The 15,638-nt window shown below is 67.5% G+C and carries 17 protein-coding genes and 1 riboswitch; of the genes, 6 read left to right on the forward strand and 11 right to left on the reverse strand.

The genetic code is table 11. The annotated features are described in order from the left end of the window. Positions 1-513: 513 nt before the first annotated feature. Positions 514-1,728, reverse strand: coding sequence for a tyrosine--tRNA ligase (gene tyrS, locus C3942_RS21510; RefSeq protein WP_104232431.1), 1,215 nt, complete (start codon positions 1,726-1,728; stop codon positions 514-516). 209 nt (positions 1,729-1,937) lie between these two features. Here tyrS and C3942_RS21515 point away from each other — a divergent pair, with 209 nt between their 5' ends. Continuing rightward, a complete protein-coding gene (locus tag C3942_RS21515; RefSeq protein ID WP_243393707.1) occupies positions 1,938-3,320 on the forward strand; it encodes an OapA family protein in 1,383 nt (460 codons plus the stop codon). 76 nt (positions 3,321-3,396) lie between these two features. Further along, positions 3,397-4,518: an anhydro-N-acetylmuramic acid kinase gene (locus C3942_RS21520; RefSeq protein WP_104232432.1), complete on the forward strand. Its 1,122-nt coding sequence runs from the start codon at positions 3,397-3,399 to the stop codon at positions 4,516-4,518. 130 nt (positions 4,519-4,648) lie between these two features. On the opposite strand, the gene erpA is transcribed toward C3942_RS21520, so the two are convergent. The 4 genes from erpA to argC are packed head-to-tail and all read right to left on the reverse strand — an operon-like array spanning position 4,649 to position 7,302. Further along, positions 4,649-4,996 (reverse strand): iron-sulfur cluster insertion protein ErpA, encoded by a 348-nt coding sequence (erpA, locus tag C3942_RS21525; protein WP_104232433.1) that lies wholly within the window; start codon positions 4,994-4,996, stop codon positions 4,649-4,651. A 40-nt stretch (positions 4,997-5,036) separates the two neighbouring features. After that, the gene (locus C3942_RS21530; RefSeq protein ID WP_243393708.1) at positions 5,037-5,495 is read right to left on the reverse strand and encodes a bactofilin family protein; all 459 of its coding nucleotides are present in this window, start codon (positions 5,493-5,495) and stop codon (positions 5,037-5,039) included. Then, complete coding sequence (locus C3942_RS21535; RefSeq protein WP_104232434.1) at positions 5,482-6,252, reverse strand: DUF6776 family protein; 771 nt, start codon at positions 6,250-6,252, stop codon at positions 5,482-5,484. Before C3942_RS21535 ends, C3942_RS21530 begins: the two co-directional genes overlap by 14 nt. A gap of 15 nt (positions 6,253-6,267) precedes the next feature. Further along, positions 6,268-7,302 (reverse strand): N-acetyl-gamma-glutamyl-phosphate reductase, encoded by a 1,035-nt coding sequence (gene argC, locus C3942_RS21540; protein ID WP_104232435.1) that lies wholly within the window; start codon positions 7,300-7,302, stop codon positions 6,268-6,270. Between the two features lie 76 nt (positions 7,303-7,378). Between argC and hemJ the strand changes: the two genes are divergently transcribed. Next, positions 7,379-7,801, forward strand: a complete 423-nt coding sequence (hemJ, locus tag C3942_RS21545; protein ID WP_104232436.1) for a protoporphyrinogen oxidase HemJ — start codon at positions 7,379-7,381, stop codon at positions 7,799-7,801. Positions 7,802-8,003: 202 nt separating this feature from the next. Here the strand turns inward: hemJ and bfr are convergent, their stop codons facing one another. From bfr to C3942_RS21565, 4 genes are all read right to left on the reverse strand, one after another. After that, a complete protein-coding gene (gene bfr, locus C3942_RS21550; protein WP_104232437.1) occupies positions 8,004-8,489 on the reverse strand; it encodes a bacterioferritin in 486 nt (161 codons plus the stop codon). 131 nt (positions 8,490-8,620) lie between these two features. After that, complete coding sequence (locus tag C3942_RS23020) at positions 8,621-9,004, reverse strand: (2Fe-2S)-binding protein (RefSeq protein ID WP_366516650.1); 384 nt, start codon at positions 9,002-9,004, stop codon at positions 8,621-8,623. A 62-nt stretch (positions 9,005-9,066) separates the two neighbouring features. Then, the gene (locus tag C3942_RS21560) at positions 9,067-9,603 is read right to left on the reverse strand and encodes a DUF2799 domain-containing protein (protein WP_104232438.1); all 537 of its coding nucleotides are present in this window, start codon (positions 9,601-9,603) and stop codon (positions 9,067-9,069) included. After that, positions 9,600-10,118 carry an RNA pyrophosphohydrolase gene (locus tag C3942_RS21565; RefSeq protein WP_104232439.1) on the reverse strand — a complete coding sequence of 173 codons (519 nt, stop codon included), beginning with the start codon at positions 10,116-10,118 and terminating at the stop codon, positions 9,600-9,602. The genes C3942_RS21560 and C3942_RS21565 overlap by 4 nt, the downstream gene beginning before the upstream one ends. A 114-nt stretch (positions 10,119-10,232) precedes the next feature. Between C3942_RS21565 and C3942_RS21570 the strand changes: the two genes are divergently transcribed. Next, complete coding sequence (locus C3942_RS21570) at positions 10,233-10,907, forward strand: histidinol-phosphatase (RefSeq protein WP_104232440.1); 675 nt, start codon at positions 10,233-10,235, stop codon at positions 10,905-10,907. Here the strand turns inward: C3942_RS21570 and C3942_RS21575 are convergent. Then, positions 10,904-11,425, reverse strand: coding sequence for an arsenate reductase ArsC (locus C3942_RS21575; RefSeq protein ID WP_104232441.1), 522 nt, complete (start codon positions 11,423-11,425; stop codon positions 10,904-10,906). The two genes, C3942_RS21570 and C3942_RS21575, sit on opposite strands and share 4 nt — an antisense overlap. 93 nt (positions 11,426-11,518) lie before the next feature. Continuing rightward, the gene (locus C3942_RS21580; RefSeq protein ID WP_104232442.1) at positions 11,519-12,319 is read right to left on the reverse strand and encodes an inositol monophosphatase family protein; all 801 of its coding nucleotides are present in this window, start codon (positions 12,317-12,319) and stop codon (positions 11,519-11,521) included. 65 nt (positions 12,320-12,384) lie between these two features. Next, positions 12,385-12,573, forward strand: a riboswitch (cobalamin riboswitch). 53 nt (positions 12,574-12,626) lie between these two features. Between C3942_RS21580 and C3942_RS21585 the strand changes: the two genes are divergently transcribed. Together C3942_RS21585 and C3942_RS21590 are read left to right on the forward strand one after the other, a co-directional pair. Then, positions 12,627-14,582 carry a TonB-dependent receptor gene (locus tag C3942_RS21585; protein ID WP_165797573.1) on the forward strand — a complete coding sequence of 652 codons (1,956 nt, stop codon included), beginning with the start codon at positions 12,627-12,629 and terminating at the stop codon, positions 14,580-14,582. 64 nt (positions 14,583-14,646) lie between these two features. Then, entirely contained in the window at positions 14,647-15,189 is a 543-nt protein-coding gene (locus C3942_RS21590; RefSeq protein ID WP_104232444.1) for a cob(I)yrinic acid a,c-diamide adenosyltransferase, read from the forward strand. The last annotated feature ends 449 nt before the right edge of the window (positions 15,190-15,638 follow it).

The following is a 15,638-nucleotide window of genomic DNA, read 5'->3' on the forward strand; positions in this document are numbered from 1 at the left end:
ACTCTCCAATTAAATATGTATAACTGGATGGCACCTCAACCCCAAAAGGGTCTTCAGTGCCGTAAGAGCTATCTTCGCTATGCTCAACTTACGTTTGGCTTTACGTTGATACTCTCGGTTGTGCTGCTGTGGCTTCTGCCACGCACCGGGAGCACCCACACAAATTACTTGCTAATTTGTTCTTAAAGATCAGTGCTTTAGGGCTTCGTCGTTTTGCGTCGTTGCCGTCAGCGAGGAAGGCGAATTCTAGGGAAAATTCGAGGTGCGTCAACACTCACCTGCAGACAAAAGCATAAGCAGCTGTTTTTATGGCGTTTTATGTTTTTGCGAAAGATCGATGAAACCCTGAAACGCGCTGATTTTGGGCAGTTTTTAGCCAAAAAATGAACGTTTCTTGACCGCCGCCCGCAGAAGCCCTTTCACGCGCCCTCCCGAGCCGCCGGCCACCGCCGCCGGCGTCGCCAGGCTCCAGACGCGGGAAGGGGCCCTGGCGGGCCCCTTCCTGCGGGTCTTTCAGCCGGCCTGCTCGATCAGCTCGGCATAGGCGTAGCGCCGGGAGCCGACCTGCAGCAGGTAGGTCTGCCCGGGCTTGAGCAGCAGCCCGCGATCCTCGATGCGGACCTGGTCCACCCGCACGGCCTTCTGGTCGAGCATGCGGTTGGCCTCGGAGGTGGACGGTACCAGTCCGGCTTCCTTCAGCAGCTTGCCGATCTGCAGGCCGGCGGCGGGCGCCGGCAGCTTCACGGTGGGGATGTCGGCCGGCAGCGAGCCCTGCGAGAACTGCGCGATGAAGGCCGCCTTGGCCGACTCGCCGGCGCCGCCGCCGTGGAAGCGGTCCACGATCTCCACCGCCAGGCCCATCTTGATGTCGCGCGGATTGGCGCCCTCCTCCACCGAGCGCCGCAGGCCGGCGATCTCGGCCAGGGGGCGGAAGGACAGCAGGTCGTAGTAGCGCCACATGAGCGTGTCGGACACCGACATCAGCTTGCCGAACATCTCGCCGGGGGCGTCGTTGACGCCCACGTAGTTGCCCAGGCTCTTGGACATCTTCTGCACGCCGTCCAGGCCCTCGAGGATGGGCACGGTCATGATGCACTGGGGACGCTGGCCGTAGGCCGCCTGCAGGTGGCGGCCCACCAGCAGGTTGAACTTCTGGTCGGTTCCGCCCATCTCTACGTCGGACTTCAGGGCAACGGAGTCGTAGCCCTGGAGCAGGGGGTAGAGGAATTCGTGGACCGCGATCGGCTGGCCGGCGGCGTAGCGCTTGGTGAAGTCATCACGCTCCATCATGCGGGCCACGGTGTGCTGGGCGGCGAGCTTGATCAGGCCCTCGGCGCCCAGGGCGTCGAGCCACTGGCTGTTGAAGACCACCTGGGTCTTCTCCGGGTCCAGGATCTTGAACACCTGGGTCCGGTAGGTCTGGGCGTTTTCCTCAACCTGTTGCCGCGTAAGGGGTTTTCGGGTTTCGTTCTTGCCGGTCGGGTCGCCGATCATGCCGGTGAAGTCGCCGATCAGGAAGATCACCTCGTGGCCCGCCTCCTGGAAGGCACGCATTTTGTTAAGCAAAAGCGTGTGGCCCAGATGCAGGTCCTTGGCCGTGGGGTCGAACCCCGCCTTGATTCTCAGTTTCTGGCCTTTCGCCTCCGCCTCCGCAAGGCGGCTGCGAAATTCAGCATCCGGGATGATTTCGTCCGTTCCACGGACGAGTTCGGCGAGATCGGCGGTCATGGGAAATGCAATGGAATAGGGGTAGACGGGGCGGTCATAAGGCCGGGCTCGCTGCAGACTGAGCCGGAGTTACCAGGGGATTTTCTTGCAATGCCTAAAAAAGTATGTTTCCTTACGCATTATGACACCCGGAGAGACGCCGGTCACAAAGGCGACCCCGGCATGAACCGCAGAGCCCCGCGCGGTTTCACGTTTTTTGAGTTATCACGATGAATTTCGATTATAGCCCAGCCGAGCTGGCTCCCCGCCGCTCGGCCAAGCGCTCCGTTGTGATGGCGACGATCTCCGTCGCCATGCTGGCCGCCATTGTCGGCCACGAGAGCATCGCCACGCGCAGCAGCGCCCTGTCGGGCGCGGCGCCTGCCGACGTGGCCGCCGCCTTCCCCACGCCGGCTTCGGACCTGGCGCTGGACGCGCAGCTGCAGGCCCAGGCCACCGCGGAAACGCCGGCCGCCCCGTCGCTGACCGACTGGAAGGCGCTGACCGTGGAAAGCGGCCAGACGCTGTCGACCATCTTCGAGGCCGAAGGCCTGCCGCACAGCGAGTCGCTGCAGCTGCTGACGCTGAGCCAGGACGCGCGCCAGCTGCGCAACCTGCGCCCCGGCGAGGTGATCCGCCTGCGCCGCAACGCCGAAGGCAGCCTGGAGGAACTGAGCTACGAGCTGGACGAGACGCATACGCTGCAGGTGCGCCGCGTCGATGACCAGCTCGAGGCCTTCACCATCGCCGCCGAGCTGGAGAAGCGCCAGGCCGAGGTGGCCGGCGTGATCGACTCCTCGCTGTTCGCCGCCGCCCAGAAGGCCGGCCTGTCCAACCGCCTGACGCTGGAACTGGCGCAGATCTTCAACTACGACATCGACTTCGCCCTGGACCTGCGTCGCGGCGACCGCTTCGTGGTGGTCTATGACGCCTACTACAAGGACGGCAAGAAGCTGCGCGACGGCAACATCACCATCGCGGAGTTCGTGAACAAGGGCAAGGTCCACCAGGCGATGCGCTACGTGGACAAGAAGGGCAATGCCGCCTACTACGCGCCGGACGGCAGCTCCTTCCGCAAGGCCTTCATCCGCACGCCGGTCGACTTCGCCCGCATCAGCTCGGGCTTCAACCTGGCCCGCAAGCACCCGATCCTCAACGTCATCCGCGCCCACAAGGGCGTGGACTACGCCGCCGGCACCGGCACCCCGGTGAAGACCACCGGCGACGGTACCGTCGAGTTCCTCGGCAAGAAGAGCGGCTACGGCAATGTCATCATCATCAAGCACGGCCAGAAGTACGAGACGCTGTACGGCCATCTGTCGCGCTTCCGCAGCGGGCTGCGCGCCGGCTCCAAGGTGAAGATGGGCCAGGTGATCGGCTACGTCGGCGCCACGGGCCTGGCCACCGCGCCGCACCTGCACTACGAATTCCGCGTGAACGGCCTGCACGTCAACCCGATCACCGTGGCCCTGCCGCGCGCCAACCCGCTGTCGAAGTCGGAAGTGGCCGCCTGGCGCGCCGAGAACGCCGGCGCCCTGGCCGCGCTGGAGTCGATCTCCATGCAGCAGTCGGCGATGGTGCAGGACTTCTCCGGCCGGAACGCGACGCCCTGATCGCAGGGCCGGCGCCGATGCCGGCCCAAGCCGACCCTGATACGGGCCCCGGCACTCCTGCAGTAACATCAGGCCGATGGAATACTTCATCGGCCTGATGTCGGGCACCAGCATGGACGGCATCGACGCCGCCGTCTGCGCCTTCGACGACTCCCTTCCCGAACCCCGCTTCCAGGGCGTGCAGGCACATGCGGCCGGGCACTACCCGGCGCCCCTGCGCGAACGCCTGCTGACGCTGCAGCGCACGGTGCCGCAGCTGTCGCTGCGCGAGCTGGCCGAACTGGACCGCGACGTGGCGCGGGCCTTTGCCGACGCCGCCGGTGCGGCGCTGGCCGCCGCCGGCCTGCCGCCCGGTGCCATCCGGGCGGTCGGCTCCCATGGCCAGACGGTGTTCCACGATCCCGCCGGCACCTGCGGCAGCATCCAGCTGGGCAACCCTTCGCTGGTCGCACAGCGCCTGGGCATCACCACCGTGGCCGACTTCCGCCGCGCCGACGTCGCCGCCGGCGGCCAGGGGGCGCCGCTGGTGCCCGCCTTCCATCACGCGCTGTTCGCGCGCGCGGACCGGCCGCGGGTGGCCCTGAACCTCGGCGGCATCGCCAACATCACGCTGCTGCCGGGCGCGGACGCCTCGGATGTCAGCGGCTTCGATACCGGCCCGGCCAACGGGCTGATGGACGAATGGGCGGAGCGGCAGCTCGGCCGGGCCTATGACGAGGACGGCCGCTTCGCCGCAAGCGGACGGCTGCACCCGGAGTTGCTGGAGGCCCTGCTCGGCGATCCCTACTTCGCCGCACCGCCACCCAAGAGCACCGGCCGCGGCGACTTCCACCTGGACTGGCTGCGCCACCGCTATCCCGGCCTGGACGGCCTGGCGCCGGCCGATGTGCAGCGCACGCTCTGCGAACTGACGGCGCGGACGGTGGCGGATGCGATCCGCCGCCATGGCCCGCGGACGCAGGAGGTGCTGGCCTGCGGCGGCGGCACGCGCAACCCCCTGCTGATGGAGCGCCTGCGGGCGCTGCTGGCGCCGATGGCGCTGGGCACCACGGCGGGCGCCGGCCTGGATCCGCAGCATGTGGAGGCGGCCGCCTTCGCCTGGCTGGCGATGCGGACGATGAGGGGATTACCCGGGAACCTGCCGGCGGTGACGGGGGCGGAGCGGCCGGTGATCCTCGGCGGGATCTACCGGGCCTGAGGCCGTTGGCGAATGCAGGAGCGGGCCGTCAGCCGCTCCTGCCAGACAGATTGACTGCGGGAGCGGTCCAGCCGCGATCCTTCGCAGAGCATCCCCCAAAGATCGCGGCTGGAGCCGCTCCCACGAAGCTCTAGACGGAAAACGAGTTACCGCAGCCGCAGGTCGTGCTCGCATTGGGGTTGCGGATCACGAACTGCGAACCCTCGACGCTTTCCTTGTAGTCGATCTCGGCGCCCATGAGGTATTGCACGCTCATGGGGTCCACCAGCAGGGTGACGCCGTTCTTGACCACCACGGTGTCGCCTTCCTCGGCGGCCTTGTCGAACTTGAAGCCGTACTGGAAACCGGAACAGCCGCCGCCGGTGACGAACACCCGCAGCTTCTGGTCGACGTCGATTTCCTCGTCCAGCAGTTCGCGGACCTTGTTGGCCGCGGCCTCGGTGAAGATCACCGTCTCGAACTCAGCTTCAGCTTCCATCACAGCACACTCTTGCCCTCGCGGGCGTCAAAGAACCGCCTTACAGACCCTTGGCGCGCCGAGCCTCGCTCAGCTGGTCCACCGAGTCATCGGCCGGCTTCTGCGTCAGCGCCGCCGGAGCACGGCCGGCTTCGCCTTCATGCACGAGCTGGCCGTTGACCGTGGCGCCGCCTTCCATCTCGATGATCTTGTAGTAGACGTTGCCGTTCACGCGGGCCTTGGCGGCCAGGGTGATCTTTTCCGTCGCATGCACGTCGCCGGTGACGGCGCCGTTCAGGACAATATTGGGGACGCGGACGTCGCCTTCAACCAGGCCGGTGTCGCTGACCGACAGGGAGGCCGCCTTGTCGCTGTTGGCGATGACCTTGCCCTTGATCTTGCCGTCCACGTGCAGGCCGCCGGAGAAGCGGACGTCGCCGAGAATCTCGGTCTGACGGCCGATCAGGGTATCCACCGGGGTGGACGAGCTGTTGCCCTTGGGATTGCTACCGCCGAACATTTTCATTTCCTCCACCTCCGGCCAGGATCCGATTCCATTCGAAGCTCTCCTCGGGCCGGGGAGTGTTTTCGCCGTCAATCTGGAGCGAGACGACGACACGCTGCGGCTTGAAGCCTTCCGGCAACCGGAATTCGCCGCGGAATTCCTCGTAGTACTTCATCGAGAATATCAGCTTTTTGATGTCGCCGACGGCGATGTCGTCGAGCGCCAGGTTGTGCCGGACGGCGCCGTTAAGTCCTTGAATTTCCATTCGCACATTGCCGCCGAAGAAGCGGTCCTTCTGCGCCGACTGGATCAGGGTGAGGTCGTAGCTGTAGGTCCGGGGCTCACGGTCCTTGGGCTGCAGCTTGATGTCGTGCACGCGCACGCCCGAGCGGGTCTGCCCGGTGGGCGACATGCCGCGGTAGAAGGTCAGCTGCTCGCGCAGGGAGGACACCTCGCTCTGCAGCGCGGTCAGGGATTGCCGGACCTCGTCGCAGGCATGGCTGTCGATCTCCACCGAGCGCTTCTGGTAGGCCAGCTGGTTGCGCAGGTCCTCCACCTCGGCGCGGGCGGCACGCAGGTCGCGGCTGAGGTTGCGGCGCTCGTCCTGGGCCCGCTCCAGCTCGGTCTGGGCCCGCTCGAAGTCCGACACCGTGGTGGCGCGGGTATAGGAGTACAGGCCCCACATCAGCACCGCCAGCAGGGAGACGCCGCCCGCCACCAGCCCGGTCTTGAGCCAGGGCCGGTGGCGGGCGATGACGATCTTGTGCTGCATGGCGGATGCCCCGGCCTACGGCGACAGCGGCGGGGCGTCCAGGCCCAGGCTCTCGTCCAGGCCCAGCATCAGGTTGAGGTTCTGGATGGCCTGGCCCGAGGCGCCCTTGACCAGGTTGTCGATCACCACCAGCACCACGGCGGTCTTGCCGTCCGGCGCCTTGTGCACGGCGATGCGGCAGCGGTTGCTGCCGCGCACGCTGCGCGTCTCCGGGTGCTCGCCCGCGGGCATGACGTCCACGAAGGGCTCGCCGCGGTAGCGCGACTCGTACAGGGCCTGCAGGTCCACGGAGGGGTCCTTGAGGCGCGCGTAGAGCGTGGAATGGATGCCGCGGATCATCGGCGTCAGGTGCGGGCTGAACACCAGGCTGACCGGCGTGTCGGACATGCGGCGCAGGCCCTGGGTGATTTCCGGCCAGTGCCGGTGCCCGGGAATGCCATAGGCCTTCATGGTGTCGGCCGCCTCGCCGAACAGCGAGCCGATCCTGGCTTCACGGCCGGCACCGCTGACGCCGGACTTGCAGTCGGCGATCAGATGCTCGGCGTCCACCAGGCCGGCCTCCAGCAGCGGCAGGAAGCCGAGCTGCACGGAGGTGGGATAGCAGCCGGGGTTGCCGACGATGCGCGCCCGGGAGATGTCCACCCGGTTAACCTCGGGCAGGCCATAGACCGCCTCGGCCAGCAGGTCGGGGCAGCTGTGGTCCATGCCATACCAGCGCTTGAACTCGGCGGTGTCCTGCAGGCGGAAGTCGGCCGACAGGTCCACGATCTTCACGCCGCGCGCCACCAGCTCCGGGGCCATGGCCATGCAGGCGCCGTGCGGCGTGGCGAAGAACACCGCCTGGCAATCCGACAGCGAGTCCACGTCGGGGACGCTGAACGTGAGGTCGCCGGTATAGCCGCGCAGGTGGGGGAAATGCTGGTCCGCACGCAGGCCGGCCTCCTTGCGCGAGGTCAGCTTCGTGACCTGCACCTGGGGGTGCTGCGCCAGCAGGCGCAGCAGTTCGGCGCCGGTATACCCGGTCCCGCCGACGATTCCGACCTTGATCATGACTCACATCCGTCCGTTGAGGGCGCGATAATAGAGGTTCCAGCCACCCCCACGCCACGCGCAGGCAGCCTCTGACATGCTTTGGATCAAGTCGTTTCACATCATCTTCGTCGTCGCCTGGTTCGCCGGCCTGTTCTACCTGCCGCGGCTGTTCGTCTACCACACCGAGGTCAAGGCCGCCGACACGGAGGGCTACCAGCGCTTCTGCACCATGGAGCGGCGGCTGATGGTGATGACCACGATCGGCATGATCGGCACCTGGGTGTTCGGCCTGTGGCTGCTGTCCCAGTTCCCGGGCTACATGAAGGCCGGCTGGCTGCACGCCAAGCTGACCCTGGTGCTGGCCCTGTCCGGCTACCACGGCTGGCTCAAGACCCGGGTCCGCGCCTTCGCCGAGCAGCGCAACACCAGGAGCGCGAAGTTCTACCGGATCATGAACGAGCTGCCGGCGCTGGGCCTGCTGGCGGTGGTGATCCTGGTGGTGGTGAAGCCGTTCTGAAGCTGGCGAAAGCCACCACCACAACCGAACCGTTCATCCCAACGAAAAAAGCCCCGCTTGCGCGGGGCTTTTTCATATCAAGGAGCTGTCGGGGCGCCATCCGTGGCGAGACCGCTGCTCGCCCAGCTACCCGCTGGCCGGCCATCCCTGGCCGCCCGCGAACAGCCGCAGGCGATGACATTCAGTCATCGCCAGAGCGCGGCTATTCGCCTTCCGCCGGAGCCCCGGCCGAGGACTGGATGTAGTTCTGGATGCCCATGCGCTCGATCAGGCCCAGCTGCTCCTCGATGAAGTCGATGTGGTGCTCCTCGCTGTCGAGGATGTCCTCGAACAGCTCGCGGCTGTTGTAGTCGCGGACCTGCTCGCAGTAGGCGATGGCGTCCTTGAGCAGGGGCACGGCCTCCAGCTCCAGGCGCAGGTCGCATTCCAGCAGTTCCTTCACGTCCTCGCCGATGTAGAGCTTGCCCAGGTCCTGCAGGTTGGGCAGGCCGTCGAGGAACAGGATGCGCTTGATGAGGCGGTCGGCATGCTTCATCTCGTCGATCGACTCGTGGTACTCGACCTTCTCCAGCTTCTTCATGCCCCAGTTGCCCAGCATGCGGGCATGGAGGAAGTACTGGTTGATGGCCGTGAGCTCGTTGCGCAGGGCCTGGTTGAGGAATTCTATGACCTTGGGATCACCGCGCATGGCGCGCTCCTGGGTGGGGGCTTTGGCGCACAGTGTAGCCCCTGGCCCCGCTCGGAGTCCAGCCCAAGTGGCTGTTTTTATTGGTTTTTTAAACGCTTTTGCATGCGATTCGCATGCGCGTTCAAGCCGGCTCAGGCGCTGAGGACGACCGGCTGGTTGGCGGCGGCCGGCATCAGCAGCGCCGGCGAGGCGGGCTGGGCCGCCAGGGCTTCGCCGAGGACTTCGCGGGCGGCGGGGACGCACTTGCCGCAGCAGGTGCCCAGGCCCAGTTCGCGGGTCAGGTCACGCAGGCTCACGACCTCCCCGGCCGCGACGGAGCGGCGGATGTGGCGGTCGGAAACGGCTTTGCAGACGCAGACGATCATGGGCTGCATTGCATACGAAATGATAATGATTGTCAATAAACTTCCGGTTTGCCCGACAAGCGGTTTCGGGGAACCGTCCCTGGCGCGACCTCGGTTGCCTAAATCAACCCCGGGGCATGTTTGGCTTGCTTCGGCATGACATAAAGTCATGCCTCAAACGGGGCCAACCATTCCATGGCCGCCCGCGACCCGGCGCAGGCGATGACATTTGGTCATCGCCCAGACGCGCCGGGCCACCCCTCGAGGCGATCCATCTGCCGGCGCAGGGAGGCCAGTTCGCGGTAGAGGTAGTCCAGCTCGCGCCGGTGGTCGTAGCGCTGCTCGCGCGTCAGGCCGGGGTCGCCCAGGGCACGCTCGTGCTCGTCGATGCGGCCGCGCAGCTCATTGGCGTCCTGCTCCAGCTGGTAGAGTTCGCGGCCGAGCTCGTACTCCGGCAGGAAGGCCGCCTCGGCCTCCAGCGGGCAGACGCGCTGGTAGGCGGCGCCGCGGCGCCCTTCGCGGTAGCCGTTCTCGGCGGTGCAGTAGTAGCGCAGGCCCTGCTCCCGGCCGGCGAGATAGCTGCGGTCGTCGGGAATGATGCCGTGTTCGCGGCAGGCGTCGCGGTGCTCCTCCAGCCGGCTGGCCGGATAGCCGGACTGCCCGTCGCGGGCGCCGAGGTCGGTCCAGTTGGCCTGCAGGCACTCGTTGCGGTCCAGCGTGGCGCAGCCGCCCAGCAGCAGCGTGGCCAGCAGCCCGGCCGCCGGCCTCACGCCGCAGCCGTCCGGGGAGCGTCTTCCGGGGGCTGCCGCCCGGACTGGCCCAGCAGGGGCGCCAGCTCGGTCAGCGCGCGGCGATAGACCTCGCGCTTGAACTCCACCACTTCGTCCATCGGCAGCCAGTAGTCCACCCAGCGCCAGCCGTCGAATTCCGGCTTGTCGCTGGCGTCGAAGCGCACCAGCTGGTCACCGCCGAGCATGCGCAGCGCGAACCATTTCTGCTTCTGGCCGATGCACAGGCGCCCGCGCGGGCGGCGCAGGTAGCGCTGGGGCAGGCGGTAGCGCAGCCAGCCGCTGGTCACGCCGATCACCTCGACGTGCTGCGGCAGCAGCCCGAGCTCTTCATGGAGCTCGCGGAACAGGGCGGCCTCGGGAGACTCGCCGCGCTTGATCCCGCCCTGCGGAAACTGCCAGGCCTGCTGGCCGATGCGCTTGGCCCACAGCACCTGGCCGGCCGCGCTCGTCAGCACAATCCCAACGTTTGGACGGAATCCTTCTGAATCAATCACTTGAGGTGGGATAATGAATAGGTTCTCGAAGGATAATGGCAAATCCCCCCGGTGCTGTATATGCCCCGGTTAAGATGCCGCCCCCGAAGCTTCTCCCAGCCGCTCCGACCCCCCATGAAAATCGCCGTCTTCGACCTCGACCATACCCTGCTGGCCAGTGACAGCGACTACCTCTGGGGCCAGTTCCTGGTCGAGCAGGGGCATGTGGACCGCGAGGCCTACGAGCGCGACAACCGGCGCTTCTACGAGGAATACCAGGCCGGCACGCTGGACATCCTCAAGTTCTGCGCCTTCTCGCTGAAGCCGCTGTCGCAGCACAGCATGGAGACGCTGCAGGCCTGGCGCCGCCAGTTCATCCGCGAAAAGATCGAGCCGGTGGTGGCCGCGGGCGCACCCGCGCTGCTGGAGCGCCACCGCGCCGAGGGCGCGACGCTGCTGATCACCAGCGCCACCAACCGCTTCGTCACCGAGCCGATCGCCGAGCTGCTGGGCGTGCCGCACCTGATCGCCACGGACCCGGAGATCCGCGACGGCCGCTACACCGGCCAGGTCGCCGGCCTGCCGAACTTCCAGGGCGGCAAGGTGGTGCGCCTCCGGGAATGGCTGGCAGCGCAGCCGCAGGCCTACACGCACATGACGGCCTACAGCGACTCGCGCAACGACATCCCGCTGCTGGAGATGGCGCAGCAGGCGGTGGCGGTGGACCCGGACGAGGTGCTGCGCGACGAGGCGGTGAAGCGCGGCTGGCAGGTGATCAGCCTGCGGGGATCCCCCGCGGCGGCGAACTAGCCGCCCGTGGCGGCCTCGCGATGGATGCGCTCGAGCTCATCGCGCAGGCCGGATTCGCGCAGGTGCGCGAAGTGATCGTCGCGTAGCGCGGTCAGCAGCTTCACGCGGGTATCGAGCGCGGCATAGGCCTCGCGGAAGGCATGGAGCCGCTCTTCGCCGGTCCCCTGGACCGCCGCCGGGTCGGCAATGCCCCAATGCGCCTGCACCGGCGCCCCCGGCAGCACCGGGCAGGTTTCGCCGGCCGCTTCGTCGCAGACCGTGACCACCAGGTCCAACTCCGGCTTGCCCTCGCCGCAGAACTCGTCCCAGGACTTGTTGCGCAGCCCCTCGGAGGACAGCCTGTGGCGCCGCAGGGTTTCCAGCGTCAGCGGATGCACTTCGCCGCGCGGATGGGCCCCGGCGGAAAAGGCCTGGAAGCGCTCATGGCCCCAGTGCCGCAACAGGGCTTCGGCCATGATCGAACGGGCGGAATTGCCGGTGCAGATGAACAGCACGCGGATCGGGTTTTCGGCGCTCATCGGGGCAGCTCGCATGGGGATGAGCCCCATGGTCGCCCCCGCGCGGTGACACGGGCGTGACGGGCGCCTTGCAAGGCGCCCCTGCGGTTCGCGCTACAGCGCCAGACCGGCGAAGGCGCCGTGCAGCTTCCCGTTGCTGGCCAGCACGGTGGTGGTGTCCAGGCCCACCGGACCGCCATTGAGATCGGTGAAGGTACCGCCCGCTTCGCGCACGATCACGGTCAGCGCGGCGATGTCGAGGATGTTCACGTCGGATTCCACCACCGCGTCGATGCGGCCCGAGGCCAGCAGGTGGTAGTGCACGAAGTCGGCGTAGCCACGGATGCGGTGCAGCTGCGGGATCAGCCGGCCCAGTTCGGCCCACTGCGGCGACCTGGCCAGGCGCGCGAGGTTGCCGGTGGACAGCGTGGCCTTGGCCAGGGTGTCGATGCGGCTGACCTGCAGGCGCTCGCTGCCCAGCCAGGCACCCTTGCCCTTCTCCGCCCAGATGGTTTCGCCGGCACCGCCGTTCCAGCAGGGGGCCGAGGACACGCCCAGCACCAGCTCGCCGGTGCCCGTGCCGGGGCTCGACAGGTCTCGCTTCATCAGCGCGATCTGGATCGAGAACATCGGGTAGCCGCGGACGAAGGCCTTGGTGCCGTCGATGGGATCCACCAGCCAGAGGTACTCGGCATCCTGGTTGGACTTGCCGGTTTCCTCGCCGAAGAAGCCGTGCTCGGGGAAACGCGCCTGCAGCACGGCCTTGATCGCCTTCTCGGAGGCCACGTCGACCTCGGTCACCGGGCTGGCGTCGGCCTTGTACTGCACGTCGAAGTTGCCGCGGTAGGCCTTGCGGATGATCTCGGTGGCGGCGGCGGCGGCGTCGAGGGCGGCGCTCAGGAAGGGGCTGTTCATCGGGGAAAAGGGTCTGATCGGGAGCTAATCCGCGCGCATGATACGGCCTCGGGGCCTTCCTGCGTATAATCCGCCCCGCTTCAGGTTCCCCGGGCTGATCCCCGGGGTGAAACGGGAAGAGCGTGCAAAGCGCTCACTGCCCCCGCAACGGTAAGAGGTTCGGGACCGGCTACAAGCCACTGTGCCGCAGGCATGGGAAGGCGCCGGTCCAGCAAGCCTCGAGTCCGGAGACCGGCCTCAAGCAGGCTCCGGCGCCTCGCCGGTTTTTCGTTCTGACGCTGCGGGGATGCAGCGGGGGATATATCTCGTGAAGAAGCTCTTGCTGGGCGCCGTGCTGGCGCCTTTCGCCGCCGTTGCCAACGATGCCGTGGTGCTGGACCCGGTCTACGTCACCGCCACCCGCTCCGAACAGGCCGATGTCCGCCTGCCGGCGGCCGTCAGCACCATCACCCGCGCGCAGATCGAATCCTCCGGTGCCGCCAACCTCGTCGAGGTGCTGCGCAGCTTCGGCGGCGCGCAGGTCACCGACCTCTACGGCGACGGCTCGCGCGCACAGATCGACCTGCGCGGCTTCGGCGACGCCGCCAACGCCAACACCCTGATCCTGGTCGACGGCCGCCGCCTCAACAACCCGGATATCGCGCCGCCGGACCTGAGCAGTATCTCGCTCAAGGACGTCGAGCGCGTCGAAATCCTCAACGGCAGCGCCGGCGCGCTCTACGGCGACCAGGCGGTGGGCGGCGTGATCAACATCATCACCCGCGCCCGCACGGGCAACACGCTGGGCCTGGAACTGGGCGGCGGCAGCTATGACGGCTACCGCGCGCGCGCGAACGGCGGCCTGAACAGGAACGGCCTGAGCCTGCGCCTGTCGGCCGAGACGCGCAGCAGCGACAACTACCGCGACCACAACCAGCTGGACTACAGCAACGTGCTGGGCCGCGCCGGCTACGACTGGGGCACCGGCGGCGCCTTTGCCGAAGCCTCCTGGGTCGATGAGGACCTGCAAACCCCGGGCTCGCTGTTCGCCGCCGAGGTGAAGGCCGATCGCCGCCAGTCGGCGGCGCGCTTCGCCAACGACTTCTCCGACACCGATACGCGCGTGCTGCGCCTGGGCGTCAACCAGGCGATGGGCTCGCGCTGGAAGCTGGAGGCCGAGGCCACCGAGCGCCGCTCCGACGGCAGCTTCCGCCTGGGCACCTTCGGCATCGCCACCCAGGACTCCTTCCAGGATCGCAAGCTGCGCGCCTTCAATCCCCGCGCCGTCGGCCGGTTCCCCATGGGCAGCGGCAGCGCCCTGGTGACCCTGGGCAGCGACCTGCAGCGCGCCGATTACGAGCTCACCTCGCAGCTCGGCACGCAAAGCAACCGCCAGGACCAGACCGACGTCTACGGCCAGGCGATCCTGCCCGTGGCGCCGGCCCTGGACCTCACGCTCGGCCTGCGCCGCGCGCGCGTCGAGAACGAAGTGGAGGACGGCTTCACGTTCGTGCAGCCCACCGAGTTCACCGACAACCGCACGGCGGGCGAAGCGGGCCTGTCCTGGCGCGCCCGCGAGGGCCTGCGCCTGTTCCTGCGCTACGACCGCAACTACCGCTTCGCCAAGGTCGACGAGTTCACCAACGCCGGCGCGCCGGCGGGCTCCAACACCAACCTGCTCGACACCCAGACCGGCGATTCCTACGAGGCCGGTGCCGAATGGACGCGCGCGGCGGTCACGCTGCGCGGCACGCTGTTCCGGACCGACCTGGAGAACGAGATCGCCTTCGACCCGACCACGTTCACCAACATCAACCTCGACCATACCCGGCGCGACGGCATGCTGCTGGAATCGCGCTGGCAAGCCCTGGATCGCCTGACGCTGGCCGCCGCCGGCCAGTACGTGGATGCCCAGATCCGCAACGGCGGCTTCGCCGGCAACCCGGTGCCGCTGGTGGCCCGGCTCAGCGGCAAGGTCTCCGCCGATCTCGGCCTGCCCTACGGCCTGAACGCCTACACCGAGGTGGTGGCGGTGGACGCGCGCGGCTTTGCCGGCGACTACGACCAGACGCTCGACGAGCTGCCGGGCTACGCGGTGGTGAACCTGGCCCTGGGCTGGCGCTGGAACAAGCTGAGCCTGCGCGGCCGCGTGAACAACCTGCTCGACCACGAGTACAGCGAGTACGGCGCCGCCGGCACCGACCCCGGCACCTTCGCCGAGGCCGCCTCCTACCAGCCCTCGCCGGACCGCAACTTCTGGATCACGCTCGGCTACGAGCTGTAAGCTGCGCGTCCGTCCCCTCCCAGCGGGAGGACGGACTTTCCGGCTTCTGCAGAGAGCGCATCGCATGGGACATCGACTCAGCAAGATCGTCACCCGCACCGGCGACACCGGCACCACGGGCCTGGCCACCGGCGGCCGGCTGCCCAAGGCGCACCAGCGCGTGCAGTCCATGGGCGACGTGGACGAGCTGAACTGCCACATCGGCCTGCTGCGCACCCTGCCGCTGACGCCGGGCCTCGACGCCAGCCTGCAGCGCATCCAGCATGAGCTTTTCAACCTCGGCGGCGAACTGGCCATGCCGGGCCATGCGCTGGTGACCGAGGCGCACGTGGAGAAGCTGGACGAGGAGTTGGCGGCGCTGAACGAGAAGCTGCCGCCGCTGAAGGAGTTCATCCTGCCGGGCGGCTCTCCCGCCACGGCGCAGGCGCACATGGCGCGTGCGGTGGCGCGCCGCGCCGAGCGGGCGCTGTGGGTGCTGCACGCCGAGGAGCCGCTGAGCCCGTTCGCGATGCAGTACCTCAACCGGCTGTCGGACTACCTGTTCGTGATCGCGCGGACGCTGGGCAAGGCGCAGTCGGGGGCGGAGGTGGGTTGGCAGCGGGTTTGAGACTGCAGGTTCATGCGAGCCCCTTCATCGCGAGATGGAGGGGCTTTTTTCTTGCCGGAGCGAAAAGCGTTTGCCGAGGGAAAACTCTCCGCCCTCATAGTCTTGGTGAGCGCCAGCGAATGCTGTTGACGTTGGGGTCCCATGTGCGAGTGCCTGCGCGGTGGTCGGGCGCAGGGTCGAGCCGGACAGGATGTCCGGCCGAGGGGCCTCAGGCCAGGGATGGCCTGTGGGCCCGACCCGTCGGCGCCTGACCGCCGCGCAGGTTGCCCCGCCAAAGCGGGGCCACTCGGACTTGGGGGTGCTTTCTTTGGCTTACCTTTCTTTGCACAAGTGTTCAGACCGGACACATCCTTTACAGGTGTGCCAGGACATGGTTTACACATTACGCTTTGCGCAGGTCGATGTGCGCGAAGCGGTGATGGCAGAAGTAAAGATCGTATCGGCCCTGT

It is taken from the genome of Solimonas fluminis, from assembly GCF_002930645.1.
GTDB classification, from domain to species: Bacteria; Pseudomonadota; Gammaproteobacteria; order Nevskiales; family Nevskiaceae; genus Solimonas_A; species Solimonas_A fluminis.

Coding starts and splice junctions, on each gene's coding strand:
- tyrS (WP_104232431.1), bottom strand. CDS start 1,728: ATGACCGCCGATCTCGCCGAACTCGTCCGTGGAACGGACGAAATCATC.
- C3942_RS21515 (WP_243393707.1), top strand. CDS start 1,938: ATGAATTTCGATTATAGCCCAGCCGAGCTGGCTCCCCGCCGCTCGGCC.
- C3942_RS21520 (WP_104232432.1), top strand. CDS start 3,397: ATGGAATACTTCATCGGCCTGATGTCGGGCACCAGCATGGACGGCATC.
- erpA (WP_104232433.1), bottom strand. CDS start 4,996: ATGGAAGCTGAAGCTGAGTTCGAGACGGTGATCTTCACCGAGGCCGCG.
- C3942_RS21530 (WP_243393708.1), bottom strand. CDS start 5,495: ATGTTCGGCGGTAGCAATCCCAAGGGCAACAGCTCGTCCACCCCGGTG.
- C3942_RS21535 (WP_104232434.1), bottom strand. CDS start 6,252: ATGCAGCACAAGATCGTCATCGCCCGCCACCGGCCCTGGCTCAAGACC.
- argC (WP_104232435.1), bottom strand. CDS start 7,302: ATGATCAAGGTCGGAATCGTCGGCGGGACCGGGTATACCGGCGCCGAA.
- hemJ (WP_104232436.1), top strand. CDS start 7,379: ATGCTTTGGATCAAGTCGTTTCACATCATCTTCGTCGTCGCCTGGTTC.
- bfr (WP_104232437.1), bottom strand. CDS start 8,489: ATGCGCGGTGATCCCAAGGTCATAGAATTCCTCAACCAGGCCCTGCGC.
- C3942_RS23020 (WP_366516650.1), bottom strand. CDS start 9,004: ATGACTTTATGTCATGCCGAAGCAAGCCAAACATGCCCCGGGGTTGAT.
- C3942_RS21570 (WP_104232440.1), top strand. CDS start 10,233: ATGAAAATCGCCGTCTTCGACCTCGACCATACCCTGCTGGCCAGTGAC.
- C3942_RS21575 (WP_104232441.1), bottom strand. CDS start 11,425: ATGAGCGCCGAAAACCCGATCCGCGTGCTGTTCATCTGCACCGGCAAT.
- C3942_RS21580 (WP_104232442.1), bottom strand. CDS start 12,319: ATGAACAGCCCCTTCCTGAGCGCCGCCCTCGACGCCGCCGCCGCCGCC.
- C3942_RS21590 (WP_104232444.1), top strand. CDS start 14,647: ATGGGACATCGACTCAGCAAGATCGTCACCCGCACCGGCGACACCGGC.